Annotated in this window: 23 protein-coding genes and 3 pseudogenes; 16 read left to right on the forward strand and 10 right to left on the reverse strand. The window is 60.5% G+C overall.

Translation table 11 applies throughout. The features are described 5' to 3' along the window. Positions 1-378 precede the first annotated feature (378 nt). The 5 genes and pseudogenes from ACA060_RS12165 to ACA060_RS12185 form a co-directional block, all read left to right on the forward strand. Positions 379-534: pseudogene (locus tag ACA060_RS12165) on the forward strand (twin-arginine translocation signal domain-containing protein); the annotation flags it as partial. Beyond that, positions 516-770 (forward strand): annotated as a pseudogene (locus tag ACA060_RS12170) (helix-turn-helix domain-containing protein); the annotation flags it as partial. The pseudogenes ACA060_RS12165 and ACA060_RS12170, both read left to right, overlap by 19 nt. Positions 771-986: 216 nt before the next feature. After that, positions 987-1874, forward strand: coding sequence for a Dyp-type peroxidase (locus tag ACA060_RS12175; RefSeq protein ID WP_497317488.1), 888 nt, complete (start codon positions 987-989; stop codon positions 1872-1874). A 16-nt stretch (positions 1875-1890) separates the two neighbouring features. Further along, positions 1891-2859, forward strand: coding sequence for a Gfo/Idh/MocA family protein (locus ACA060_RS12180; RefSeq protein ID WP_497317490.1), 969 nt, complete (start codon positions 1891-1893; stop codon positions 2857-2859). A gap of 155 nt (positions 2860-3014) precedes the next feature. Then, the gene (locus tag ACA060_RS12185; protein ID WP_497317492.1) at positions 3015-3608 is read left to right on the forward strand and encodes a DinB family protein; all 594 of its coding nucleotides are present in this window, start codon (positions 3015-3017) and stop codon (positions 3606-3608) included. Here the strand turns inward: ACA060_RS12185 and ACA060_RS12190 are convergent. The 3 genes from ACA060_RS12190 to ACA060_RS12200 form a co-directional block, all read right to left on the reverse strand. After that, positions 3529-4449, reverse strand: coding sequence for a LysR substrate-binding domain-containing protein (locus ACA060_RS12190; RefSeq protein ID WP_497317494.1), 921 nt, complete (start codon positions 4447-4449; stop codon positions 3529-3531). The two genes, ACA060_RS12185 and ACA060_RS12190, sit on opposite strands and share 80 nt — an antisense overlap. Positions 4450-4735: 286 nt before the next feature. Next, positions 4736-5095 (reverse strand): DUF6124 family protein, encoded by a 360-nt coding sequence (locus tag ACA060_RS12195; protein WP_497317496.1) that lies wholly within the window; start codon positions 5093-5095, stop codon positions 4736-4738. Positions 5096-5695: 600 nt separating this feature from the next. Further along, entirely contained in the window at positions 5696-6592 is an 897-nt protein-coding gene (locus ACA060_RS12200) for a LysR substrate-binding domain-containing protein (RefSeq protein ID WP_497317498.1), read from the reverse strand. A gap of 117 nt (positions 6593-6709) precedes the next feature. Between ACA060_RS12200 and ACA060_RS12205 the strand changes: the two genes are divergently transcribed. Genes ACA060_RS12205 through ACA060_RS12215 form a run of 3 tightly spaced genes read left to right on the forward strand, consistent with a single transcriptional unit; the run spans position 6710 to position 8964 of the window. Further along, positions 6710-7717, forward strand: a complete 1008-nt coding sequence (locus ACA060_RS12205) for an aldo/keto reductase (protein WP_109630144.1) — start codon at positions 6710-6712, stop codon at positions 7715-7717. 11 nt (positions 7718-7728) lie between these two features. Continuing rightward, entirely contained in the window at positions 7729-8526 is a 798-nt protein-coding gene (locus ACA060_RS12210; protein ID WP_109630147.1) for an SDR family NAD(P)-dependent oxidoreductase, read from the forward strand. Between the two features lie 27 nt (positions 8527-8553). After that, entirely contained in the window at positions 8554-8964 is a 411-nt protein-coding gene (locus tag ACA060_RS12215) for an SRPBCC family protein (RefSeq protein WP_109630149.1), read from the forward strand. A 131-nt stretch (positions 8965-9095) separates the two neighbouring features. Here ACA060_RS12215 and ACA060_RS12220 read toward each other — a convergent pair whose 3' ends face one another. Next, the gene (locus tag ACA060_RS12220) at positions 9096-10490 is read right to left on the reverse strand and encodes a sensor histidine kinase (protein WP_497317501.1); all 1395 of its coding nucleotides are present in this window, start codon (positions 10488-10490) and stop codon (positions 9096-9098) included. After that, positions 10468-11151: a response regulator transcription factor gene (locus ACA060_RS12225; RefSeq protein WP_109630157.1), complete on the reverse strand. Its 684-nt coding sequence runs from the start codon at positions 11149-11151 to the stop codon at positions 10468-10470. Before ACA060_RS12225 ends, ACA060_RS12220 begins: the two co-directional genes overlap by 23 nt. 377 nt (positions 11152-11528) lie before the next feature. Here ACA060_RS12225 and ACA060_RS12230 point away from each other — a divergent pair, with 377 nt between their 5' ends. The 5 genes from ACA060_RS12230 (at position 11529) to hcnC (ending at position 16421) form a co-directional block, all read left to right on the forward strand. Next, positions 11529-12470 (forward strand): hypothetical protein, encoded by a 942-nt coding sequence (locus tag ACA060_RS12230; protein WP_109630160.1) that lies wholly within the window; start codon positions 11529-11531, stop codon positions 12468-12470. Positions 12471-12683: 213 nt separating this feature from the next. Continuing rightward, on the forward strand, positions 12684-13223 hold the full coding sequence (locus ACA060_RS12235) for a hypothetical protein (RefSeq protein ID WP_109630163.1): 540 nt from the start codon (positions 12684-12686) through the stop codon (positions 13221-13223). Positions 13224-13457: 234 nt separating this feature from the next. Further along, positions 13458-13772: a cyanide-forming glycine dehydrogenase subunit HcnA gene (gene hcnA, locus ACA060_RS12240; protein WP_497317504.1), complete on the forward strand. Its 315-nt coding sequence runs from the start codon at positions 13458-13460 to the stop codon at positions 13770-13772. Beyond that, positions 13769-15178, forward strand: coding sequence for a cyanide-forming glycine dehydrogenase subunit HcnB (gene hcnB, locus ACA060_RS12245; protein ID WP_497317506.1), 1410 nt, complete (start codon positions 13769-13771; stop codon positions 15176-15178). The genes hcnA and hcnB overlap by 4 nt, the downstream gene beginning before the upstream one ends. Beyond that, positions 15171-16421, forward strand: coding sequence for a cyanide-forming glycine dehydrogenase subunit HcnC (gene hcnC / locus ACA060_RS12250; protein WP_497317507.1), 1251 nt, complete (start codon positions 15171-15173; stop codon positions 16419-16421). The genes hcnB and hcnC overlap by 8 nt, the downstream gene beginning before the upstream one ends. A 110-nt stretch (positions 16422-16531) precedes the next feature. On the opposite strand, the gene ACA060_RS12255 is transcribed toward hcnC, so the two are convergent. Then, positions 16532-18343: a monovalent cation:proton antiporter-2 (CPA2) family protein gene (locus tag ACA060_RS12255; RefSeq protein WP_497317509.1), complete on the reverse strand. Its 1812-nt coding sequence runs from the start codon at positions 18341-18343 to the stop codon at positions 16532-16534. A 344-nt stretch (positions 18344-18687) separates the two neighbouring features. On the opposite strand from ACA060_RS12255, the gene ACA060_RS12260 reads away from it, so the two are divergent. Beyond that, on the forward strand, positions 18688-18996 hold the full coding sequence (locus tag ACA060_RS12260) for an RcnB family protein (protein WP_497317511.1): 309 nt from the start codon (positions 18688-18690) through the stop codon (positions 18994-18996). 12 nt (positions 18997-19008) lie between these two features. Here the strand turns inward: ACA060_RS12260 and ACA060_RS12265 are convergent, their stop codons facing one another. Beyond that, positions 19009-20082 carry a diguanylate cyclase domain-containing protein gene (locus ACA060_RS12265; RefSeq protein ID WP_497317513.1) on the reverse strand — a complete coding sequence of 358 codons (1074 nt, stop codon included), beginning with the start codon at positions 20080-20082 and terminating at the stop codon, positions 19009-19011. Positions 20083-20247: 165 nt separating this feature from the next. On the opposite strand from ACA060_RS12265, the gene ACA060_RS12270 reads away from it, so the two are divergent. Continuing rightward, complete coding sequence (locus ACA060_RS12270) at positions 20248-20586, forward strand: FKBP-type peptidyl-prolyl cis-trans isomerase (RefSeq protein ID WP_497317515.1); 339 nt, start codon at positions 20248-20250, stop codon at positions 20584-20586. 72 nt (positions 20587-20658) lie between these two features. Here ACA060_RS12270 and ACA060_RS12275 read toward each other — a convergent pair whose 3' ends face one another. From ACA060_RS12275 to ACA060_RS12285, 3 genes and pseudogenes are all read right to left on the reverse strand, one after another. After that, positions 20659-21006 (reverse strand): pyocin S6 family toxin immunity protein, encoded by a 348-nt coding sequence (locus tag ACA060_RS12275; protein ID WP_497317517.1) that lies wholly within the window; start codon positions 21004-21006, stop codon positions 20659-20661. 155 nt (positions 21007-21161) lie between these two features. Further along, positions 21162-21284: pseudogene (locus ACA060_RS12280) on the reverse strand (DUF6124 family protein); the annotation flags it as partial. Positions 21285-21309: 25 nt separating this feature from the next. Beyond that, positions 21310-22341 (reverse strand): D-cysteine desulfhydrase family protein, encoded by a 1032-nt coding sequence (locus tag ACA060_RS12285; protein ID WP_497317519.1) that lies wholly within the window; start codon positions 22339-22341, stop codon positions 21310-21312. 116 nt (positions 22342-22457) lie between these two features. On the opposite strand from ACA060_RS12285, the gene ACA060_RS12290 reads away from it, so the two are divergent. Then, entirely contained in the window at positions 22458-23342 is an 885-nt protein-coding gene (locus tag ACA060_RS12290) for a LysR family transcriptional regulator (RefSeq protein WP_497317521.1), read from the forward strand. Positions 23343-23446 lie beyond the last annotated feature (104 nt).

Genomic DNA, 23446 nt, shown 5'->3' on the forward strand with positions numbered 1-23446 from the left:
CCTCGGCCTCGCTTGTCATGACTCATCTCATCGTTCGGCGGTTCAGGGTTTTCGATCGTGGAACGGCCGGCACCTACGGTCATGGCCTCAGATGCCCCCCTTGTTGGCCCCCGATGCCCTCAACCCGTGCGCGTTGGTGCCTTAGTGTTGACCTGTGCCTGATCACAATAAAAAGTGCTCCCCGCGAGGGATGCCCAACGAGAGGACAACCATGCGGGCCAGTCGAGTCTCTGAAAAGCCTAGCCTTTGTTTGGCGTTGATGGGCGGCATCTTCGCCGCGCTGCTGAGCGGTTGTGGTGATGAGCGGAAAAGCCCGGCGGTGCACGGCGACGGCCAACGCCATTCCCACAATAAGAACGGCGGATGCGATTCATGACGATGGATTTAACACGGCGCCAACTGCTGCAACGGGCGAGCGTCATTGGCGCCTTCACCGCGCTGGGCTCAACCCCCGCGTTGGCCGAGTTCCTGCGCGGGCCACGGCTGATTCCCTGGCGTAACTGGTCGGGCGGCCAGAGTTGCTTGCCGGCAGCCGCACCTTGCGTCGGCGCCTGACCGAACATGCGCTGACTTTCGAGACGCTGCTGGAACAAGTACTCCAGGCCCGGACGATGAGCCTGCTGGCCAATCCGGACCTGTCCATCGAGCGCATCACCGAAGAAGTCGGCTACAGCGACGTGCGCAGCTTTCGCCGAGCCTTCAAACGCTGGACCGGCATGAGCCCGAGCGCGTTTCGCAATGAATCCCCACTCTCAACAAATCCCATGTAGCAACTGACTTGTGGTGAGGGGATTTATCCCCGTTCGGCTGCGTAGCAGTCGTAAAACCTGAACGCACGGTCTATCTGGCGCACCGAGTTGTCTCATTTCACGACGGCTTCGCCGCCGAACGGGGATAAATCCCCTCACCACAAGGGAGCTGCGACAGGGAGTGCACAGAAAGGCTCATCCCCGGTTAAACTCCGCGCTCTTTTTCAAGGAGTTCATATGAGTTACTACCAGCCGGGCATTCTCGCCACCCCCGTTCCGCCTCAAGCCCGTCATATGTTCTTCGCCCTCGAATCCGCCGAAGCCTTGCCAGCCGCGCTCGATAACTTGATGCAGCTGGTGGACGGAAAGTCGGTGGTGGTCGGCTTTGGTGAATCCCTGGTCAAGGCGCTGCACGCGCAAATCGATGGCCTGCGACCGTTTCCGGCGCTGACCGGTGTCGGCGTCGACAACCCGTCGACCCAACACGCGCTCTGGTGCTGGCTGCATGGCGTCGACCGTGGCGAGTTGCTCAATCGCAGCCACGCCATCGAAGCCTCGCTGGCCCCGGCCCTGCGCCTGGTGCAGATGAACGAAACCTTCCGCCACATGACCGGCCACGACCTGACCGGCTACGAAGACGGCACCGAAAACCCGCACGACGAAGCCGCCGTGGCCGCCGCGCTGTTGGGCGACGGCGCTGAAGGCCTGGTCGGTGGCAGCTTCGCCGCGATCCAGCAGTGGCAGCACGACCTGAAAGGCTTCCACGCGATGCCGTCCCATGAAAAGGACAACATCATGGGCCGACGCTTGAGCGATAACGAAGAGCTGGATGACGCGCCGATTTCCGCCCACGTCAAACGCACGGCCCAGGAAAGCTTCGCCCCCGAGGCGTTCGTGGTCCGTCGCTCGATGCCGTGGATCGAAGGGGATCGTGCCGGCCTGATGTTCCTGGCGTTCGGTTTTTCCCTCGATGCGTTCGAGGCCCAGCTGCGACGCATGAGCGGACTGGAAGATGGCATCACCGACGGTTTGTACCGCATCAGCCGTCCGATCACTGGCGGTTACTATTGGTGCCCGCCGCTCAAGGACGGTCATCTGGACCTGCGCGCCTTGAGCATAGGCTAAGGATCAAGGAGAAAACATGGACGTCGTACGCTGGGGCATGATCGGTTGTGGCAGTGTCGCCGAACGCAAGAGTGGGCCGGCCTTTTACAAGGCCCCCGGTTCGGCGCTGGTGGCAGTGATGGGGCGACGCCTGGAGGCGGTCACCGACTACGCCGCACGCCACGGCATCGCCCGGGTTTACACCGATGCACAGGCGCTGATCGATGATCCCGAGGTGGACGCGGTGTACATCGCCACGCCCCCCGACAGTCACCATGCCTATAGCTTGATGGTCGCTGCGGCCGGCAAGCATTGCTGCGTCGAAAAACCGATGTCGCTGAATGCCGGGCAAAGCCGCGAGATGCAACAGGTCTTTGCCGACGCCGGATTGCACCTGTTCGTGTCCTATTACCGACGCTCGCTACCGCGCTTTCAACACGTGCGGCAGTGGTTGGAGGAGGGGCGGATCGGCGAGGTGCGGCATCTGTCCTGGACCCTGACCAAAGCACCTTCCCCGAACGATCTGGGTGGCGCCGACAATTGGCGCACGAATCCGGTGATGGCCGGCGGCGGCTACTTCGCCGACCTGGCCAGTCATGGTCTTGACCTGTTCCAGTATCTGCTCGGCGATATCGTCGAAGTCGCCGGTTTCACCGCGCGGCAGGCCGGTTTGTATGCCGCCGAAGACGCCGTCAGCGCCAGTTGGCGGTTCGCTTCGGGTGCCCTGGGCATGGGCTGCTGGAATTTCGTGGCGGATCGCCGAGAAGACCGGGTCGAGCTGATCGGCAGCAAGGGCCGGATCAGTTTTTCAGTGTTCGATGAACACCCGGTGCAGCTTGAAGCGTATGAGCACCTGAGCCTGCTCATCGACCATCACGAGCACATCCAGTGGCATCACGTGCTGGGCATGAACGCTCACATCCGTGGCGTTTCGCAGCATCCGGCGGTGGCCGAACAGGCGCTGAAAACCGATTGGGTGATGGACCAGATCCTCAAGCGCACCTGAAACCTCCCGAGTTCACTCACGAAACGGAATCGCTGGATCAGCTGCCGACCACCGCGAGGCTGCGTTGTGGCACAGTGCCGGTTATCAGCCATTGCGATGCAGTACGCCGAGCGGTCTATGCTTGCCAGTGCGCCCATCGTAATGGGAGAACTCTGATGATCAACGTACGCACCGCCCGCATGCTTGCCGATTACAAGCAATGGGCCGATCAGCGCCTCTTTGACAGCCTGGCCGCATTGCCGCCGGGGGAGGTCAACAAGGAGCGAGTGTCGGTGTTCAAGAACATGATCGGCACCCTGAACCACATCTACGTCGTGGACTGCATCTGGCAGGCTCACCTCGAAGGCCGAGGGCACGGCTTCAAAACCTCACACGATCTGCTGCATCCCGACCTCGCTGATTTGCACATGGCGCAAAGGGAGATCGATCACTGGTATTGCAACTGGAGCGCCCGACAGACAGAGAGGTCGCTGGATAAACCCGTCGAGTTCACTTTTGTCTCGGGCGAAAGCGGCACCATGAGCGCCGGCGCGATGCTGCTGCACGTGGTCAATCACGCCAGTTATCACCGTGGCTGGGTGATCCAGATGTGTTTCGACATTCCCGCCATGCCGCCGATGACCGACATGCCGATCTTTCTGCGCGAGACCGATCCGGATTTCAACTCGCTCAGAGCACCGGCAGTTCAGCCGACATGTGTTGGGCAATTCGCGAGCGCAACCAACGTTCTGCCGGATCGTTATCGTTGACCCCGTTCCAGACCATGGACAGTTCGGACAGCACGATGTCAAACGGCGGGTCGTCGGCTCGCATCTGGTTGCTGCCTTCGATCAACGCACACGCGGCGTAGTCCGGCACCGTGGCCAGCATATCGGTGCCGGTCAGCAAGGCGCGCAGCCCGGAGAACTGCGGCACCGCCAGCACCACCCGCCGCGAGCGGCCGATGCGTGCCAGATCGTTGTCGATGGCACCGGTCAAATCCCCGGAAAACGACACCAGCGCATGGGGACGTTCGCAATACTCATCCAGGGTCAATGGACCCGGACGGTTATCGCCACGCAGAATCTTCACGCTCAAGTCCCGCAACTTCTTGCGCTTGGCATTGGCCGGCAGTTCCGTGGTGTAGCTGATCCCGACGGAAATCTCCCCGGAGGAGAGCATCGGTGACATCAACAGGTAATTCACCCGCCGCACCACCACCACGACGTTCTGCGCTTCTTCGCGTATCTGCTTGAGCAGCGGCGGAAACAGACCGAACTCGGCGTCGTCGGACAGGCCGATGCGAAACACATCACGGCTGGTCGACGGGTCGAAATCCTTGGCCCGGCTGACCGCACCGGAGATGGTGTCCATCGCCGGCTGCAACTCCTTGAGAATCGCCAACGCCCGTTGGGTCGGCTCCAGCACCCGACCGTTGCGCACCAGCAACGGATCGTCGAACAGATCGCGTAACTTCGCCAGCGAAGCACTGACCGCAGGCTGACCGAGGAACAGCTTCTCCCCGGCCCGGGTCAGGTTCTTCTCGAACATCAACGTTTCGAAAATCACCAGCAGGTTCATGTCCACGCGGCGCAGGTCGTTGCGGTTCATGGGAGGGCTACTCGCAGGGTTTTTGGGGTCTTTTCAGTAAAGCATCAAACCCTGTGGCGAGAGAGCGCCGGTGATGAGGGGGTTACCTGTGATGCAAGACCCACCTGAAATGAAAGCCCTACCCGTGGCGCAGGGATTTACCTGTGGCGAGGGAGCTTGCTCCCGCTCGACTGCGCAGCAGTCGTAAACCCTGTGCATGCGGTGTACCTGAATGACCGCAGTTGCAGGTTTTGGGGCCGCTTCGCGACCCAGCGGGAGCAAGCTCCCTCGCCACAGAAAGCGGCGCTTATTTGGGCAGATCAATCTTGTCCAACACCCGGTTCGCGGTGATCTCCGCCACCATGATGCTGTTGGAAATACCCAGCAGGGCGTAGCGCGACTCTCCCTCCAGGTGATCCACCAACTGATGGACCATCACGTCGACCGAGGCGAGTATTTCGACCAGATAGACCGCCAGGGTTTCGGCCGTGGCCTCGGGGTCTACGGAGAACAGGGTGCTGCGGGTTCGCGGGGTGGCTTTGATGTCGGCGTTCGATGGGAAGTGGAAGTCGAGCGCTCGCTCGGCTGCCTCGTTGAGTTTTTTTGAATCGGGCTCGTAGGGGGAGGCCGGATCAGTGTCCGGTGGGTTGGGCGTTACTTTGAACATATGCTGAGTTTCCAAATTGGGTGCCACCCCTCTTGCGACTAAACGTAAGGGGAGGCAGCTGCACGCAGGTTAGTCGACCGGGAAACTCAGCAATCCGGCGCGCCCTAGGGCGCCCTGCGTACAGCCACCATCAAGTACAGGAATGAAAGACCTGCATGACAGATGCACGCACAACTGAGTTAACGCGGGCGACTAAACCCGATCACTGATGGGCAGTGACGGGAATCAAGTTACCGAGCAGCCCCAAGGCGCACAAGCCGGTGGATTCTGGCGCAGCCGTAGGCAACGGCGCAAGGATTTGTAGCTTTCAGGAAGTATCTTCGAGGGTGTTTAAACAAGCGCTGTTTCGGTGTTAAACAGGCGAGCGCGACAGGACCTATTCATCCACCCAGCTCTGTGGCGAGGGGATTTATCCCCGTGGGGTGCGCAGCAACCAAAAACCTGCAGCCGCGGTCATTCAGTCAAACCGCATGCACAGGATTTGCGACTGCTGCGCAGCCGAACGGGGATAAATCCCCTCGCCACAGGGGTTTTGTGAACTCCAGACATTGAGGTTTTGCAGGCCAAAAGGTTTTTGATCGCTCCCACGCGTGGGAACGATCAATGCGGGCCCGGCTCGGTCAGCACCTTCCTGAACGTCTCCACCAACGGCCGCAAATTGATCCGGTGCCACGCTGCCCACAAGGGCGTGGTAAACGAAATCCACGGTACTTCCCGCAGCACCACGCCCGGCGGTGCATTGCGGCTCAAGCCTTTCTGAATCATCGCAATCCCCAGCCCCGACGCCACCAGCCCCAACGCAGTGAAAGGCTCGGTGGCTTCCATGCGAATGTCCGGGGTGAAACCGGCGCGGATGCAGGCGCTGACGAAGTCTTCGCGGCTGGCACAATTCTGGCGGTGCTGCACGCCGATCCATTCCTGATCGGCCAGGTCCGCCGGGGTCAGCGTGGCCTGCTGGGCGAGGGGATGGTGTTCGGGCAGGGCCAGCAGCATCGGGTCGTCCAGCACTTGAAAACCCAGCAGGTCCGGGTCGTCGGCGACGGGCGGTTCACTGACCAGGGCGATATCCAGACTACGCTGGCGCAGGCCTTCGAGTTGTTCGGCGGAGCTCAGGTTGTACAGCGCAACGTGCACGCTCGGTCGGTCGACGCGCAGCACCCGCAAGGCATTGGGCAACACGCCGGCGTGCATGGCGTTTTCGATATAGCCGATGCACAAGCCACCTTCTTCGCCGCGACCAAGGCGTTTGCCCAGGGATTCGAGGCGGCTGGCGTGGGTCAGCAGGGCGCGGGTTTCGGCGAGGAAGGTCTGGCCGTCGCGGGTCAGGCGGATGCGCTGTTGGCTGCGCTCGAACAGGGTCAGGCCCAGGCGTTCTTCGAGCTGGGCGATCTGCCGGCTCAAGGGCGACTGGGAGATGTGCAAACGTTCGGCGGCGCGACCGACGTGTTCTTCTTCGGCGACGACGACGAAGTAGCGCAATTGGCGAATGTCGATCATGTCAGACCTATCGGGACTTAAGTGCTGCACATTATGTCTTGGACGGTCCGACCATCGCAATCTAGGATCTGCTCAACGGTCAGGCAACTGACCACTGAAACTGACGAGGATTGAATCATGAGCTTGAAAGACAAACTGCCCGGCACGCTGGGTTTCGGTACCGCTCCATTGGGCAACATGTTCCGCGCCATTCCTGAAGACGAGGCGCAGGCCACCGTGCACGCCGCCTGGGATGCCGGCGTGCGTTACTTCGACACCGCGCCGTTCTACGGCTCGGGCCTGTCGGAGATTCGCCTGGGCACCGCACTGGCCCAATACAACCGCGACGACTACGTGCTGAGCAGCAAAGTTGGCCGGGTCATCCTGGATGAAGTCGAAGACGCTGCCGCCCGCGACCTGGGTGAAAAGAGCGGGGTGTTCGAACACGGCCGCCCGAACAAGATCGTCAACGACTACAGCGCCGACGCAACGATGCGCTCGATCGAAGACAGCCTCAAGCGCCTGCAAACCGATCGCCTCGACATCGTCTGGGTGCATGACATCGCTCAGGACTTCTACGGCGATCAATGGCTGGAATACTTCAATCAGGCCCGTACCGGCGCGTTCAAAGTGCTGACCCGTTTGCGCGAAGAAGGCGTGATCAAGGGCTGGGGCCTGGGCGTGAACAAGGTCGAACCTTGCGAACTGACCCTTGATCTGACTGAAGCCCAGCCGGACGGTTTTCTGCTGGCGGGTCGCTACACTCTTCTCGACCACGACCGCGCCTTGCAACGTCTGATGGACGCGGCGCTGGCGCAGAACGTTGAAATCGTGGTCGGCGGTCCTTACAGCTCGGGCATTCTGGCCGGCGGTACGCACTTCGAATACCAGAAAGCCAGCCCGGCCATCGTCAACAAAGTCGAGCAGATCAAACGCATCGCGGCTGCCCACGGTGTCGACATCAAGGCTGCAGCCTTGCAGTTCTCGCTGGCCAACCCGGCCGTGGCGGCGGTGATTCCGGGCTCCAGCCGTCCGGACCGGATTGCTGAAGATGTTGCGGCACTGTCGGCCGTGATCCCCGCTGCATTCTGGCAGGCGATGCGTGACGCGAAACTGGTGAGCGAACGCGCTCCATTGCCAATCTGAGGAGTTTGAGCATGAAGATCGATCTGACTGGAAAACTCGCCATTGTCAGCGGCAGCACTGCCGGCATTGGCCTGGGCATCAGCAAGGCGCTGGCCGAATCCGGCGCCACGGTGGTGGTGATCGGCCGCGAGACGGCCAAGGTCGAACAGGCGCTGGCGAGCATTCGCCAGAGCGTGCCGGGCGCGCAATTGCGCGGCCTGACCGCCGACCTCGGCACGGCCGAAGGGGCTGAGCAACTGTTCGCCGCCGAACCGCGCGCGGACATCCTGGTGAACAACCTCGGGATCTTCAACGAGGTGGATTTTTTCGACACGCCCGACAGCGAGTGGACGCGTTTCTATGAGGTCAACGTGATCTCCGGCGTGCGCCTGTCCCGGCATTACGTGCCGGACATGGTCAAGCAGGGCTGGGGCCGGGTGATCTTCTTGTCCTCGGAATCCGGCATCGCGATCCCGGCCGACATGCTCAATTACGGCGTGACCAAAAGCGCCAACCTTGCGGTGTCCCATGGCTTGGCCAAACGGCTGGCGGGCACTGGCGTGACGGTCAATGCGATCCTGCCGGGCCCGACTTTGACCGATGGCCTGGAGCAAATGCTCAAGGACGCCACCGCCGAATCGGGGCGCAGTGTCCGGGAAGAGGCCGACGCATTTGTACGCAAGGCGCGGCCGACCTCGATCATCCAGCGCGTGGCGGATGTCGAGGAAGTCGCCAACCTGGTGGCCTACATCGCTTCGCCGTTATCCTCGGCCACGACGGGCGCGGCATTGCGGGTCGACGGCGGTGTCGTCGACAGCATGGCGATCTGAATTTTATTGATTGAGAGAGAGCATTACATGGCAAAGGCATCAGCGTTTATTGATATTCCGGCTTCGGCCGATGCGGTGTGGCAATTGATTGGCGGCTTCGACACGCTGCCGGACTGGCTGCCGTTTATTCCGAAAAGCGAACTGAGTGAAGGCGGGCGAGTGCGCAGTCTGCAAACGTCCGACGGCGCGGTGGTGGTTGAGCGGTTGGAGACGTTTGATAACGCCGGCAAGACCTACAGCTACTCGATTTTGCAGGCACCGTTTCCGGCGACTGAGTACCTGGCGACGATCAAGGTAGAGGCTCAAGGGCAGGGGGCTCGGGTGACGTGGTCGGGTCGGTTCACGCCCGTCGGTGTCAGTGAGGCAGAGGTTGAGGCGTTGTTTGCCGGGATTTATCAGGGTGGGCTAGAAGCCCTGCGGGCCAATTACCCAACCTGATAAACACCACAAGACCCTGTGGGAGCGGGCTTGCCCGCGATAGCGGAGTGTCAGACGACAGTGTTTTGCCTGTCAGGCCGCCATCGCGGGCAAGCCCGCTCCCACAGGTTTGTGTTAGCTCGGATGTTGGGTCAGGTTTGAGGTATCAAGTCCTGTCCGCAATCGAGCACCAACCGCGCCCCACCAAGCTCACTGCTGCCCACTTCAAGCGCAAACCCATGCAGGCTGACAATCGCCGCAACGATCGACAGCCCCAATCCGAACCCGCTTTTCTGATTCCCGCCCTCGGCACGGTAAAAGCGCTGGAACACCGCTTCGCGTTCGCTTTCTGGAATACCGGGCCCTGAGTCGAGCACTTCGATTCGCGTCCGTCCACCTTCATTGATCCCCCGCAAAACCACCTCGCCACCGGGCGGTGTGAATTTGATCGAGTTGCTCAACAGGTTCGCCACCGCTTCAAACAACAGCGCCCGATCACCGTTCAACATCGGCAGCGATGCCGGCAGTTGCAGCTTGAACACCAGTTCGCCTTCCTCCGCCAGCGGCAGGTAAAAGTCATGCAGTTCCTGCAACAACGGCACCGGTTCCAACTGGACAAAACCGGATCGGCGCTGGCGATCCTCCAGTTCGGAAATCCGCAGCAACCCGCGAAACCGTGCCATCAGCGTATCCGCTTCACCGAGGACGGAATCGAGCTGCACGGCCAGGGGCGAGCCGTCATCCGCCTGCTGTTGGATCCGGTACAACTGCGCCCGCAAGCGGGTCAGCGGTGTGCGCAGGTCGTGGGCGATGTTGTCGCACACACCCTTGACCTCGTTCATCAGGCGTTCGATGCGTTCGAGCATGGCGTTGACGATGGCGGCGAGCATGTCCAGCTCATCGCGGCGGTTGGACAGCGGCAAGCGCCGGGTCAGGTCGCCGGCGACGATGGCCTCGGCGCTGGCCTGGATCGCCCGAATCCGCCGCAGCGGACGCCGCCGCAACAGATGCCAACCGGCGATGCCGGGCAGGATGGTCAGCGTCACGCCCCAGAGCAACGCGTGCAGAATGATCCGGGTCACGGCAAACAGCGAACCGTTATCGCGCACCAGCACCAGCCAGCGACCGTCCTTGGTCTGGGTCGCGACCGCGTCGCAACTGTCGGTGGGCAGGCTGGGGTCGTCAGACTCTGCGCAGTCGCCGAGCATGTGAATCTTGCCGTCCAGCGGCAGGCCTTCGGGCATGTGCCGCAGCGCGCCGCTGAGGTAGCGGTGCTGCGAATCGAACAGGCCATAGGCGTCGATGCCGCGAATGTCAAAGGTCATGCTGACGGCGAGGGCGTCGGCCAATTGCTCGCCCTTAAAGTGCGAAAACAGATGCTGGCGTTGCATCAGCGAGTGCTTGGCCAGGTTGTCCAGGTATGCGGACACTTCGTAATACATGACCCCCATCAGAATCCCGCTCCAGATCACGAACAGCGAACTGTAGAGCGCGAGCAAGCGGCTGCTGGAAGAGCGCCAGCCGTTAGAGGGGTTCAGCAATGACATAACCCGAGCCTCGCACGGTCCGAATCAGTGGGACTTTGCCAGGCGGATCGATCTTCTTGCGCAGCCGGCCAATGTGCACGTCGATCAGGTTGGTGCCCGGGTCGAAGTGATAACCCCAGACCTCTTCGAAGATCATCATCCGCGAGAGGATTTGCCCGGTGTTGCGCATCAGGAATTCCAGCAACTTGTACTCGGTGGGCAGCAGCGTCAGCAACTGATCGTCGCGACTGGCTTCATGGCTGATCAGGTTCAACTCCAGATCGGCGACCCGCAGCGTGGTCGCCTGGGCGGTCACGGTGTTCTGGCGACGCAACAGCACTTCAACCCGGGCGGCCATTTCATCGGTGGCAAACGGCTTGGTCAAGTAATCGTCACCACCGGCCCGCAAGCCGCGCACCCGCTCATCGACGTCGGAGAGGGCGCTGATCATCAGGATCGGCGTGGCCACGCCCATGGTCCGCAGCGTGGTGACGATGGCCAGGCCATCGAGCTCCGGCAGCATGCGGTCGAGGGTGATCAGGTCGTAGTTGCCGCTGACCGCACGCTCCAGGCCTTCGCGGCCATTGTCGACCCAATCGACGTCGAGGCCATGGCTACTGAGTTCGGCGACGATTTCCCGGGCGGTCACGGCGTCGTCTTCGATGGTCAAGATGCGGGTCATAGGGCTGGCCTGATAGTCAGTTCATGGCAGAGTGTGGGGGCATTTTGCCAATAAATGCTTGCGGACTTTCTAAATAAAACTTCACGTGAAGGAAAGACAAGAACTCGCAGCCTCGTTTCACTCGACAGCGGCTACAGAGTAATGCGTATTCCCTGTAGCCGCTGTCGAGTGAAACGAGGCTGCGAGCTTTGGATCGTCCAATGCATAAAACCCGCTGCGATTGCCGCTTCCTTGCAATTTGCATGGATTTCGGAAGTTCAAAATTTATAAGCAGTTGAAATAAATCGATTTATTGAAAGTTGGCGACTGGCACGGTGACTGCAATTACTCATTCGAAGAGTTGTAACACCATCTTTCCTGCCTGGAGCGATACAACAATGAATAGATCCTCTGATGGTTTCTATCCTGCCGCAGAAGAATCAAGCACGCTCTCGGGTGTGTCCTGGGGAGCGATCTTCGCCGGTGCCGCTGCGGCAGCTGCGTTATCGCTGATTCTGGTACTGCTGGGTTTTGGTCTTGGATTCTCGGCCGTTTCGCCTTGGGCTAACGAAGGTGTGAGTGCCAAGGGCCTGGGGATTTCAACGATTATCTGGCTGGCCGTTACACAGATCGTCGCGTCCGGGCTCGGTGGTTACATCGCCGGTCGCCTGCGGGTCAAATGGGCCAACATGCACGGTGATGAAGTCTATTTCCGTGACACGGCTCATGGCTTCCTGGCTTGGTGCGTTGCAACGCTGGTGACCGCGACGCTGGTCGTCGGTTCGGTCAGCAGCATCGTCAGCGGTGGTGTGCAAGCCGGGGCGAGTGTGGTCGGTGGCGCTGCCGGTGTTGCGACTCAAGCCGCGGGCACTGCGGCGGGCAATACCGACAGCGACCAGTATGGTTACTTCGTTGACAGCCTGTTCCGCGATGATCGTCCGGCTGCCGTCAGTGATGACGCTGCCCGTAGCACTGTGACGCGCATCTTCGTCCGCTCCCTGAGCAATGATGGTCAGCTGTCTGCCGAAGACCGGACTTACCTGGCCCAGCTGGTCGCCCAGCGCACCAACCTGACCCAAGCCGATGCCGAACGCCGTGTCGATGAAGTCTATGCCCGCACCCAAAAAGCCGTGGCCGACGCCAAACTGGCTGCACAACAAGCGGCTGACACTGCTGCCAAAGTCGCTGCCTGGACGTCGCTGTGGATGTTCATTGCGCTGCTGATCGGTGCGTTTTTCGCCAGCCTCGCCGCTACCTTCGGCGGTCGTCGTCGGGATGCCGTGGAGTATGTGGAAACTGACGCTTATGTGACCACCACTTCCGTGCCACCTGTTCGCTAACCCAGGAGAATTACCATGCGCTCATTACTGCTGTTCTTTCTTGGCGTGCCAATCCCGATCATCATCCTGATCGCCCTGTTCATGCATTGATCTTCTGAGGCTCATGCCTCTGCCGCTTCCGCCTCGGGTGGAAGCGGCGTTTTGCTTTCTGGCGTCCAATAAAGCGAAGATGCGCCCCTTAGTTTGCATTGACTCAAGAAGGGGAGAAGTACATTGGACAAAAAGGAAATCAAACGGCAACTGGTGGCGATGCTCGACGCCGGGCGTTCCAAAACCGAGACGTTCAAGGCGTTCTCCGGTGGGGCGGTCAAGGATCGGGTACTGGCTTACTGGATTGGGGCCAGGCCGGATCCGGCACTGCGCGAAAAGCACTCACTCAAGGTCAACATTCTGATCGCGCTGACTTGCGTTCAAGCCTTGCTGGGAGCGGTCTCCGGGTTTTACCTGGGCGCGATGATCGGCTCCGGTGCGGTCGTGTTCTTCACCTTGTTTGCGGCATTGGTACCGCTGGCGTTCGCCTGGGGCTTCTACAAGTACGTGCCACAGGCTTACACCATTTACGTGATTCTGACGGTCAGCCAGGTCTCGCGGATGTTCAAGGGTTATGAAGAAGACCCGGTGATGACTGTGGTCGGCGTCGCAATCACCTTGGGCATGGCGTTCTTCGTCGCCTTGGTCAAAAACCTGCTGTTCCCGGACCTGGGCTTCATCGGCGCGAAAAAGGTCAGGGGCGAGTACGTGTTCTCCAACTGATCGACGAGGTGGGGGCGGCGTCTTTCACTGGCCTGGATCAATATTCTCTTACGCAATTTCTCCTACCGTAAAAGATCCAAGCCCCTACTGCGGCTTCGACTACATTGCTTTGACGCGCACCCTGTTGCGCTGTCGAAGTACCAGTGCGAGTTTTTACATAGCCGTGGCCCGCAAGGTGTAGTGCAGCAAGGAGCTGTGGAACCTCACCTGAACTCATCATGGATGAACATCGCAATGCCACGCTTAGACAGAACGTTTGATATCCAGCCGCTGCTGCGCGCGGATATGACTGTGCACATCAACGGCCAGGCGGTCCGCGCCGCCCTCGGCGAAACCGTCCTCTCGGTCATTCAATCCCTTGGCCTGCGCCAGGTGGCCCGTAACGATCACGACCAAATCAGCGGCGCCTATTGCGGCATGGGCGTGTGCCAATGCTGCCTGGTGAAAATCAATGGCCGACACAAACGTCGCGCCTGCCAGACCTTAGTGCGTGACGGCATGACAGTCGAAACCCAAGTCAACCGCATCGTTGAGCAGGAGGGCGTATGAGCCAGCTTCCGGTGATCGTTGGCGGCGGGCCGGCGGGGATGGCTGCGGCCATTGAACTGGCCCGACACGGCGTGCGTTGCACATTGCTTGAAGAAGCTTCGCGGCTGGGGGGTGTGGTCTATCGCGGACCGCTGCGCGATGGCGTGCAACTCGACTATCTGGGGCCGCGCTACTCGGAAGCGCTGGACACCTTGCATGGCGAGTTTCAGGAACACTCGGCGCTGATCGACGTGCGCCTGAATCACCGCGTGATCGGCGCCGAAGGCACGCGCGCGTTGGTGGTGCTGGACAGCGACGAGCAGTTGCAGGAAATCGACTACCCGCAACTGCTGCTCGCGGCCGGTTGCCATGAGCGCAGCGTGCCATTTCCGGGCTGGACCTTGCCCGGCGTTATCCTGCTGGGCGGTCTGCAATTGCAGATCAAGAGCGGAGTGGTCAAGCCGCAGGGGCCGGTGGTGATTGCTGGCACCGGACCGTTATTGCCGTTGGTGGCCTGTCAGTTGCACGCGTCCGGCGTGACCGTCGCGGGTGTGTATGAGGCGTGCGCGTTCGGCAAGATCGCTCGGGAAAGCCTGTCGCTGCTGAACAAGCCGCAGCTGTTCCTCGATGGCTTGAGCATGCTCGCGTTCCTCAAACTGCATGGCATCCCGATGCATTACGGCTGGGGCGTGGTGGCGGCGCAGGGCGAAGGTGAGCTGAACTCCGTGACCGTGGCGCCGTATTCCAACACTTGGGTGCCGGACCTGAGCCGCGCCGAGCAGGTTCCGGCGCAAACCCTGGCGGTTGGCTACGGTTTCATCCCGCGCACCCAACTCAGTCAGCAGATGGGCCTGAACCATGGCTTCAGCGACGACTGTTACCTGCGGGCCAGCGCCAATATCTGGCAGCAAAGCAGCGAGCCCCACGTGCACCTGGCCGGTGATATGGGCGGGATTCGCGGTGGCGAAGCGGCGATGCTCGCGGGGCGGATCGCGGCCACGTCGATCCTGTTGCAACGGGACGTGCTGGACGCCGAATTGGCGCTGGTTCGGCGCAACCGCTATTTGTCAAAACTCAAGGCCATCGTGCGCTTCCGTGCAGCAGTGGACCGCTACACCGAACGCGGCGCCGGGCAAACCGCGCTGCCGGCCGCCGACACGGTGATTTGCCGCTGCGAACACGCGACCCGCGCCGATATCGACCGGGCGCTGGAGCAGGGCGTGCAAGACCTGGCCAGCCTGAAAATGCGCACTCGGGTGAGCATGGGCGATTGTCAGGGGCGGATGTGCGTCGGCTATTGCACCGACCGCTTGCGCGAAGCCACGGGTCGGCAGGACGTGGGCTGGTTGCGGCCGCGTTTTCCGATTGATCCGATTCCCTTTTCTGCGTTCCACTCCGTCGGCACGGAGGCCGCACATCATGAGTAGGTTTTATGACGTGGTCATCGCCGGTGGCGGTGTGATCGGGGCGTCCTGCGCTTATCAGTTGTCGAAACGCAAAAACCTCAGGGTCGCGTTAATCGACTGCAAGCGCCCGGGAAATGCAACCCGCGCTTCCGCCGGTGGCCTATGGGCGATTGGCGAGTCAGTGGGGCTGGGTTGCGGGGTGATTTTCTTTCGCATGATGTCGGCCAACCGCAAGCGCGACGCCCTGGGTTCGGCGGTGGTGGTGGACGCCAGCACGCCGCACATTTTGCCGCCGTCGTTCTTCGATTTTGCCTTGCAGTCCAACGCCATGTACCCGGCGCTGCACCAGGAGTTGAAAGACCACCACGGGATGGATTTCAAGTTCGAGAAGACCGGCCTGAAGTTCGTGATCTATGACGATGAAGACCGCCTCTACGCCGAGCACATCGTTGCCTGCATTCCGCATCTGGCGGATCAGGTGCGCTGGCTCGATCAGGCGGCGCTGCGCGAGGCCGAGCCGAGTGTCAGCCATGAGGCGAGCGGGGCGCTGGAGTTTCTCTGCGACCATCAGGTCAGCCCGTTCCGACTGGCCGATGCCTACACCGAAGGCGCGCGGCAGAACGGCGTCGACCTGTACTTCAACACCAACGTCACCGGGGTTTTGCACCACGGTTCCCGCGTCAGCGGTGTGCAGACGGCCGAAGCCGGAGTGTTTCATTGCAACACGCTGATCAATGCGGCGGGTGCCTGGGCGGCGGATCTGAGCGAGCAGGCCACCGGGATCCGGATTCCGGTGAAACCGGTAAAAGGTCAGATTCTGCTGACCGAGCGCATGCCGAAAATCCTCAACGGTTGCCTGACCACCAGCGATTGTTATGTGGCGCAGAAGGACAACGGCGAAATCCTGATTGGCAGCACGACGGAGGATAAAGGCTTCGACGTGACCACCACGTATCCGGAAATTGCCGGGTTGGTGCAGGGGGCTGTTCGGTGTATTCCCGAGTTGGCGGATGTGAACCTCAAACGGACCTGGGCCGGGCTGCGGCCAGGGTCGCCGGATGAGTTGCCGATTCTTGGGCCGATGCATGGGGTAGAGGGCTATCTCAATGCCTGCGGGCATTTCCGCACGGGGATTTTGACGTCGGCGATTACCGGGGTGTTGCTGGATAAGCTGGTTAACAACGAACCGTTGCCGTTGGATATCACGCCGTTTTTGGCGGATCGGTTTGCGGTGGAGACCGTTGAGTTGAAGAAGTTGGCCTGACATCACATCGCGTTATCGTTCTTCGCGGGCAAGCCTCGCTCCTACAGGTCCGGTGATCCCTGTGGGAGCGAGGCTTGCCCGCGAAGGCGGCATCACTATCACCCAATGACTCAAGCCTTACCCGCTTCCCGCTCCTCCATCTGATCCGACTCAAACAACCGCGCCAATTCCGCCCGGGCTTCCTGGGCGGTCTGCAGCACCTTCGCCGCATCGTCATACACCGCATGCTGAGCCTCCAGCACCTGTTCATCGTGATGCTTGAAGCGTTTGATCCGCGCATCGGCCTGCGCCTGGGTCAGCCCCAGCCCGACCAGGGTGCGGCGGCTCATTTCCAGGCTCGAATAATAGGTCTCGCGAATCGCCTCGGCGCCCAGGTCCACCAAGCGGTGCACATGCTGGCGGTTACGTGCCCGGGCGATGATCTTGATGTGCGGATAGAGCTTGTGCACGATTTCGGCAGTCTTGATGTTGGTGTCCGGGTCATCAGTGGCGATGACGAAGTATTCCGCCTGCTCGACCTTGGCCGCGCTGAGGATTTCCGGGCGCATCGGGTCGCCGTAGAACACCGGCACGCCGCCGAAGCTGCGGGACAGCTCGATGGTTTCCACCGAGGTGTCCAGCGCCACGAACTTGATGTTCTGAGCCCGCAGGATCCGCGCCACGATCTGGCCCATCCGGCCCATGCCGGCGATCACCACACGCGGGGTGTCGGTGTCGATTTCGCGGAATTTCTCCGGCACCACCACGGGCTGCACTTTCGGCGAATACAGGCGTGCGCACAACAACAGCAACAGCGGCGTGACGGCCATGGACAGGGTGATCGTCAGCACCAGCAAGTCGTACAGGCGCGGCTCGAACAAACCCTGGTCGCGACCGATCTTGAACACCACAAACGCGAATTCACCACCGGCAGCGAGCACGATGCCGAGACGAATGGCGCTGACTTTGCCCAGCCCGCCGGCCAATCGGCCCACCACAAACAGCAGCGGCAGCTTGATTGCGATCAGCAACAGGGTCAGCCCCAACACCGTGATCGGTGCACTGAGCAGCAGGCTCAGGTTGGCGCCCATGCCGACGCTGATGAAAAACAGCCCCAGCAACAGCCCCTTGAACGGTTCGATCTGCGCTTCCAGTTCGTGACGGTATTCAGAGTCTGCCAGCAGCAAACCGGCGAGAAACGCCCCGAGCGCCATCGACACGCCGACCAGGTCCATCAGCCACGCCGTGCCGATCACCACCAGCAACGCGGTGGCCGTGGACACTTCGGGCAAACCGGATTTGGCCACCACGCGAAACACCGGGCGCAGCAGATATCGCCCGCCGATCACCACCACCGCAATGCTGCCCAACACGCGCAAGCCGTGATTCAAGTCCTCGGCCGCCGTGGTGGTGTGATCGCCGCCCGCCAGCAGCGGCACCATGGCAATCAACGGGATCGCGGCGATGTCCTGGAACAGCAGAATCGCGAACGCCAAACGTCCATGGGGGCTGGTCAGTTCCTTGCGCTCGGCCAGGCTTTGCAGGCCGAACGCGGTGGACGACAACGCCAGGCCAAGGCCGAGCACAATGGCGCTGTTCAACGGCTGGCCGAAGACAAACAGCGCCAGAACGCCAATCACCGAACCGGTCAACAGCACCTGCGCCAAGCCGACGCCAAACACCGATTTGCGCATCACCCACAAACGACGCGGCGACAATTCCAGGCCAATGATGAACAGCAGCAACACCACGCCGAGTTCGGAAATATGGCTGACGCTTTGCGGATTGCCGATCAAGCCCAGCACAGACGGACCGATGATGACCCCGGCAAACAGATAACCCAGCACCGCCCCTAATTGCAGGCGTTTGGCCAAGGGCACGGTGAGCACCGCCGCGAACAGAAAAACGACAGCGGCTTGCAACAGGTTGCCTTCGTGGGGCATGGCTTACTCCAGAACTCGGTACGGCGGAGTGCCAAGGATAAAGGGTGGGGCTTCAGGCGTCAGCCATGAACATGAACTGATGTTGACTGACAGGCCGCTTTCGTGAGCAAGCCCGCTCCCACATTTTGACCGTGCTCGTCTGGACAACTCGGTCGAATGTGGGAGCGGGCTTGCTCGCGAAGGCGTCCGAATGGACAACCAGTGACTCAGATAAACCCCTCAATATGCGCCATCCCCCGAGCCACATACGCTCACTCCATTGCAGAATCATCGCAACAGTAAGGAATGATTCAGCACAGGCGCAGTCGGAGTTCAGATACCACGAATTTACTGGAGGTTCATCAATGAACAACAAGACCTTTATTGCCAGCCTTGCCCTCGTCGCAGGCCTCACCGGTCTCAGCCCCATCGTTCAAGCGGATGACCCACCCCAAAAAACCGTCCAGCCCGGGGTCAACAACACCCGCGAGCTGGTGGTCGGCGACCGCGCCCCGGACGTTTACCAACGCAGCGACAAAGCACTGCGCAACTGGAAGGCGAAAGGCTTGAAAGCGCCAAAAGAACAGGCGCAGTGGGTGCAGATCAATGACAAGTACATGATGGTGATGGTCACCAACGGGACGATTGTGGACATCACGCCGGTGGAGCGTTAGGCCACCGAAAGACTATTCGCTGTGAGCGCGCGCAGGGTTTTCAGTGCCCAACCTATACTGATTATTCCCGCTGCGTTTTGCCTCATACATCGCCAGGTCCGCAATGTGAATCAACCGGTCCATGCTCGGCGCGTGGTCCGGGAACACCGCCACGCCCAGGCTGGTGCCGATGTGGCGCTGATCGTTGCCGATGGTGATCGGCGGTGACAGTTCGACGAAGATTTTCTGGCAGATGCGGCGTGCCTCGTCTTGCAGGCTGACGCCTTGGGGCAGCCCCTGAAGAATGACCACGAATTCATCGCCGCCGATCCGGGCGACGGTGTCGGTTGAACGCAGGATTTTCTTTAATCGCGTAGCCATAGTGATCAGCACTCGGTCGCCGGCCGCATGCCCGTAATGGTCATTGATCGCCTTGAACCCATTCAGATCGACAAACACCAACGCCACCCGCGTGGCGCTGACGCGTGCCTGTTCAAGCGCTTCGCAAAGGCGCTCTTCTAGCACCAGGCGATTGGGCAGGCCGGTCAACGGGTCGTAATGCGCCAGGTGCTGCAGATAGCTGGCCGAGGCTTTTTCCTCGGTGATGTCGCGCACCACGCCCATCATCTTGATGGTGGCGTCATGGTCGTTCTTGACCACGTTGCCGGTTTCCCGTAGCCAGCGAATGCTGCCGTCGGGCCAGACCACGCGGTATTCCTCATCATGGTTTTCGCCGGTTTCCAGGCAACGCAGTTCCCCGGTCCGGACTCTGGCCCGGTCGTCTGGGTGTACGCAAGTGCAGAACAGGGCGTAGGAGGGCGTCACCTCGCCGATCTTGAAGCCGAACATTCCATAGATGGCGTCTGACCAGTAAAGCTTGTCGGTATCGACATCCCAATCCCAGGTGCCGATGCGAGCAAAGTATTGGCTGCGCTTGAAACGCTCGGCATCGCCGTCCTGGCGGATGTGCAGCCCCTCGGACAGGCTGGCGATCAGTGCGCGTTGCTCAGCCAACTGCTTGCGCAGCGAGCGCTCGCGCCAGATCAGCGCGATGATCAGGGCGAGCATCACCGAGCCGATGGCTGCGCTGGTCCAGACGTCATTCATTCAGGAGTTGCCATCGTGTCGTATTGATCCGTGTGCCTTGGTGTTGCTTATCTTAGTTGAGGTTAATGCCCAAAACCGTTCCGAATGGGTTGCCAATGGCGCGCATTTCTGGGAAAACGGCGCCCATTGGGTCCTATCGGGCGAGAGAACAATAGAGTGAATGTGATGAATGATGAATTGCAGGTAATCGATCTGGAAGTGGGCGACGGTAAAGCCGCCGTGAAAGGCGCGCTGATCACCACCCAATATCGCGGCTGGCTGGAAGACGGCACCGAATTCGATTCTTCCTACAGCCGTGGCAAACCTTTCCAGTGCGTAATCGGCACGGGGAGGGTGATCAAGGGTTGGGATCAGGGAATTATGGGGATGCAGGTCGGCGGCAAGCGCAAATTGCTGGTGCCGGCGCACTTGGCTTACGGCGAGCGCACGATGGGCAAGATCACGCCGAATTCGAACCTGATTTTTGAAATTGAGTTGCTGGAAGTGCTGACGCGGGATGATTGATTGTCGCGTGGGCTGAAATGGCAAGTGCAGCGAGGGGGCAAGCCCCTCGCCGCAATCAAACGGTTTTAGCCACTACTCTCGCACCCCTATGAAGAGGTCCAGGTCAGTCGGTAGCTGCACATCGAGTGCCATGGCGATTTGTCGGATTTGTTCAGCGGTCAGCAAGCAGTCCCCGTACGCGCTTTCTTCAAGATTTTTCCAGCCGAGTACACGCATCATTGCGTCTTCAAACTCAGGTAGAACGGTCAATTCGTACTTTAAGACGTCACCCTCTTGATCACCTTTTGAAAATCCACTGATCCAAAAAACATAATGGGCCTCCTGATTTTTGCCCGGATAGTCCTGCGGGGTGTCGCGGGCGGGGTGCCCGTCGCCTGATGGTGGGTTTTGAATCGGAGGTATGTTTGTGTTGCTAGCCATGAGCGTCCTTGTTTCAACTTTTGTAAGCGATCCGGACGCTATCTCAATGGGCGTTAAATGGATGTAGGCATTTTCTGAATGTTGAGTTGTTGTTGCAAAAGGTACTGCTCGCTACGGCGCTTGTGGTGATGGATCCGCCTCACCACAGAATTCCGCTAGCCTTTCGGATCGATGCTATCCAGCGCCCGGTTTACCGCCAGTTCGTCCAGCATGACGACCTGCGCAATCCCCAGCGCCTTGCTGCGATGCAGGCCTTTCAGCGGGTCGGCGAAGTCGTTGTAGTGATCAAGCGGCTGCACACCTTCAGACCTGAAATGTCTCCCGATAGGCATACAACCCCGGCGTTCCGCCCGTCATGACAAACAGCACATTGTCACCGCGCTGGAAACGCCCGTGCCCGAGATCGCCCAGCAGCCCGGCAAACGCTTTCCCGGAATACACCGGATCAATCAACACACCTTCGGCGCGAGCCATCAGGTGAACCGCGTTCAGCATGTCGGGCGTCGGCAGACCGTAACCGTCGCCCAACTGACTACCATCAATGACGATCTCTGAAGCCTGAACGACGGCGTTGCTGCCCAACAATGTCAGTGCGTCCTGAGTCAGCTTCACGGTTCTTTCCGCCGAAGTGTCCCGATCAGACAAGACCGAATACGACTTGACGATCGACGTCCCCCGACCCAGCAACTGGAACCCTGCCGCGAGCCCGGCATGGGTGCCAGCGCTGCCATTGGGCACGACCACCTGATTAAAAATGAGGCCCAGTTCCCTCTCCTGCTGCGCGATCTCCGCTGCGCAACGCGCATAACCGAGGCTGCCGAGCGGCGTTGAGCCCCCCGTCGGTATCACCAAAACCGTGCGTCCGGCTTCTCGAAGTTGCACGGCGCGTTTCTCAGCCTCGGCGAGTGAGTCACTGCCACCGGCAAGCACCCGTATTTCTGCGCCGAACAATTGGTCGAGCAGGATGTTGCCGTTCAGCTCGTAGTCCACTTCGGATTTTGGCACCGACCGGGTCAGGATCAGTTCGCAGGCAATGCCCAGACGGGCGCACACCGCGGCGGTCAGGCGCGCATGGTTGGACTGGAGACCGCCGATGGTAATGACCGTGTCGACCCCGGCCGCGAGCGCCGCGCCAAGGTGGAATTCAAGTTTGCGCAGTTTGTTGCCACCACCGCCGATCAACATGTGATCATCGCGCTTGAGAAACAGGCCGATGCCTTGCGCCTTCAAACCCAGCAGCTGTTCCAGGCGTTCGGCCCGCTGAATCGGCGTGGAGCCCTGCAACAGGTCGGCCCGCGCAAAAGAATTCAGTGACGTGTCCAGTAGGGTTTGCATCAATGGCGCCTCGTTATGCACTTTATTACAGTGACTCTAGGGACAAAGTCCCGGGTGATAAACGCATCACCGGTTATTACTCCTTTAACCTGATGTATTGAATGCAAGGCAGGGTCATGAGCAAACTCAGGCAAATGGAAGTCTTTGTCGCGGTCGTCGAGGCGGGCAGCTTCGCTGATGCGGCCAGTGAAGTCGGCATGTCGGCGGTGATGGTCGGGCGGCATATCCAGGGCCTGGAGAAAGCCCTCAATACCCAGCTGATTAAACGCACCACCCGGCGGCAATCCATCACCGGCGAGGGGCGCTTGTTTTACGAAGAAGCCAAATTGGCGCTGGAGCAAGTGAGGTACGCGTTCAGTCGAGTGGAGGCATCAAATCCAGAGCCTAGTGGCCTGCTGCGGATCACCGCGCCGATGAGTCTCGGCGTCTCCCTGGTCGGGCCTCTGGTGGCCGAGTTCATGCAGCGTTATCCGCAGATTCAGGTTGAGTTGATTCTCAGTAATGAAGTGGTGGACTTGTACGAAACGTCATTCGATCTGGCGTTCAGGATTTCCGAACTGATCGGCGTCAACCTGCTGGCCACACCATTGCCGCCGTATCGAATGGTGATCTGCGCCTCGCCCCGGTATCTGGAAAAATGGCAGGAACCGCAGTCCCCCGAAGACCTGCACCGTCACCGAATTCTCACCCACACATCCTGGAACAACCGCTTTGCCTGGCCGCTACGAAATGGCGCCAGCGAAGTGCCCTGGCCTGAAGGCGCGGTGTTGAAGAGCAATGACGGTCAGGTGCTGTTGCAGGCGGCCGTGGCCGGCGAGGGGATCTTGATGCAGCCCGATTTTCTGGTGTCGGCGGCGTTGGCCAGCGGTGACTTGGTGCGGATCATGGACGCCTACGTTCCGCCGCCCAAACCGGTGCAGATGGTGTATCCGCGCTCCAGGAAATCGCTGCCCAAGTTGCAAGCCTTCGTCGACTTTGTCGCGGGTCGACTGGCGTCCTGAAGCGCAGAAAGATGCAGGGCTAGCGCAGGGCGTAACCGCTGTCGACCACCCAATCCTGGCCGTACACGCTACGTGCGCTGCGGCTCAATTGGACCAGGCTACGC

It is taken from the genome of Pseudomonas sp. LBUM1671 (assembly GCF_059695685.1).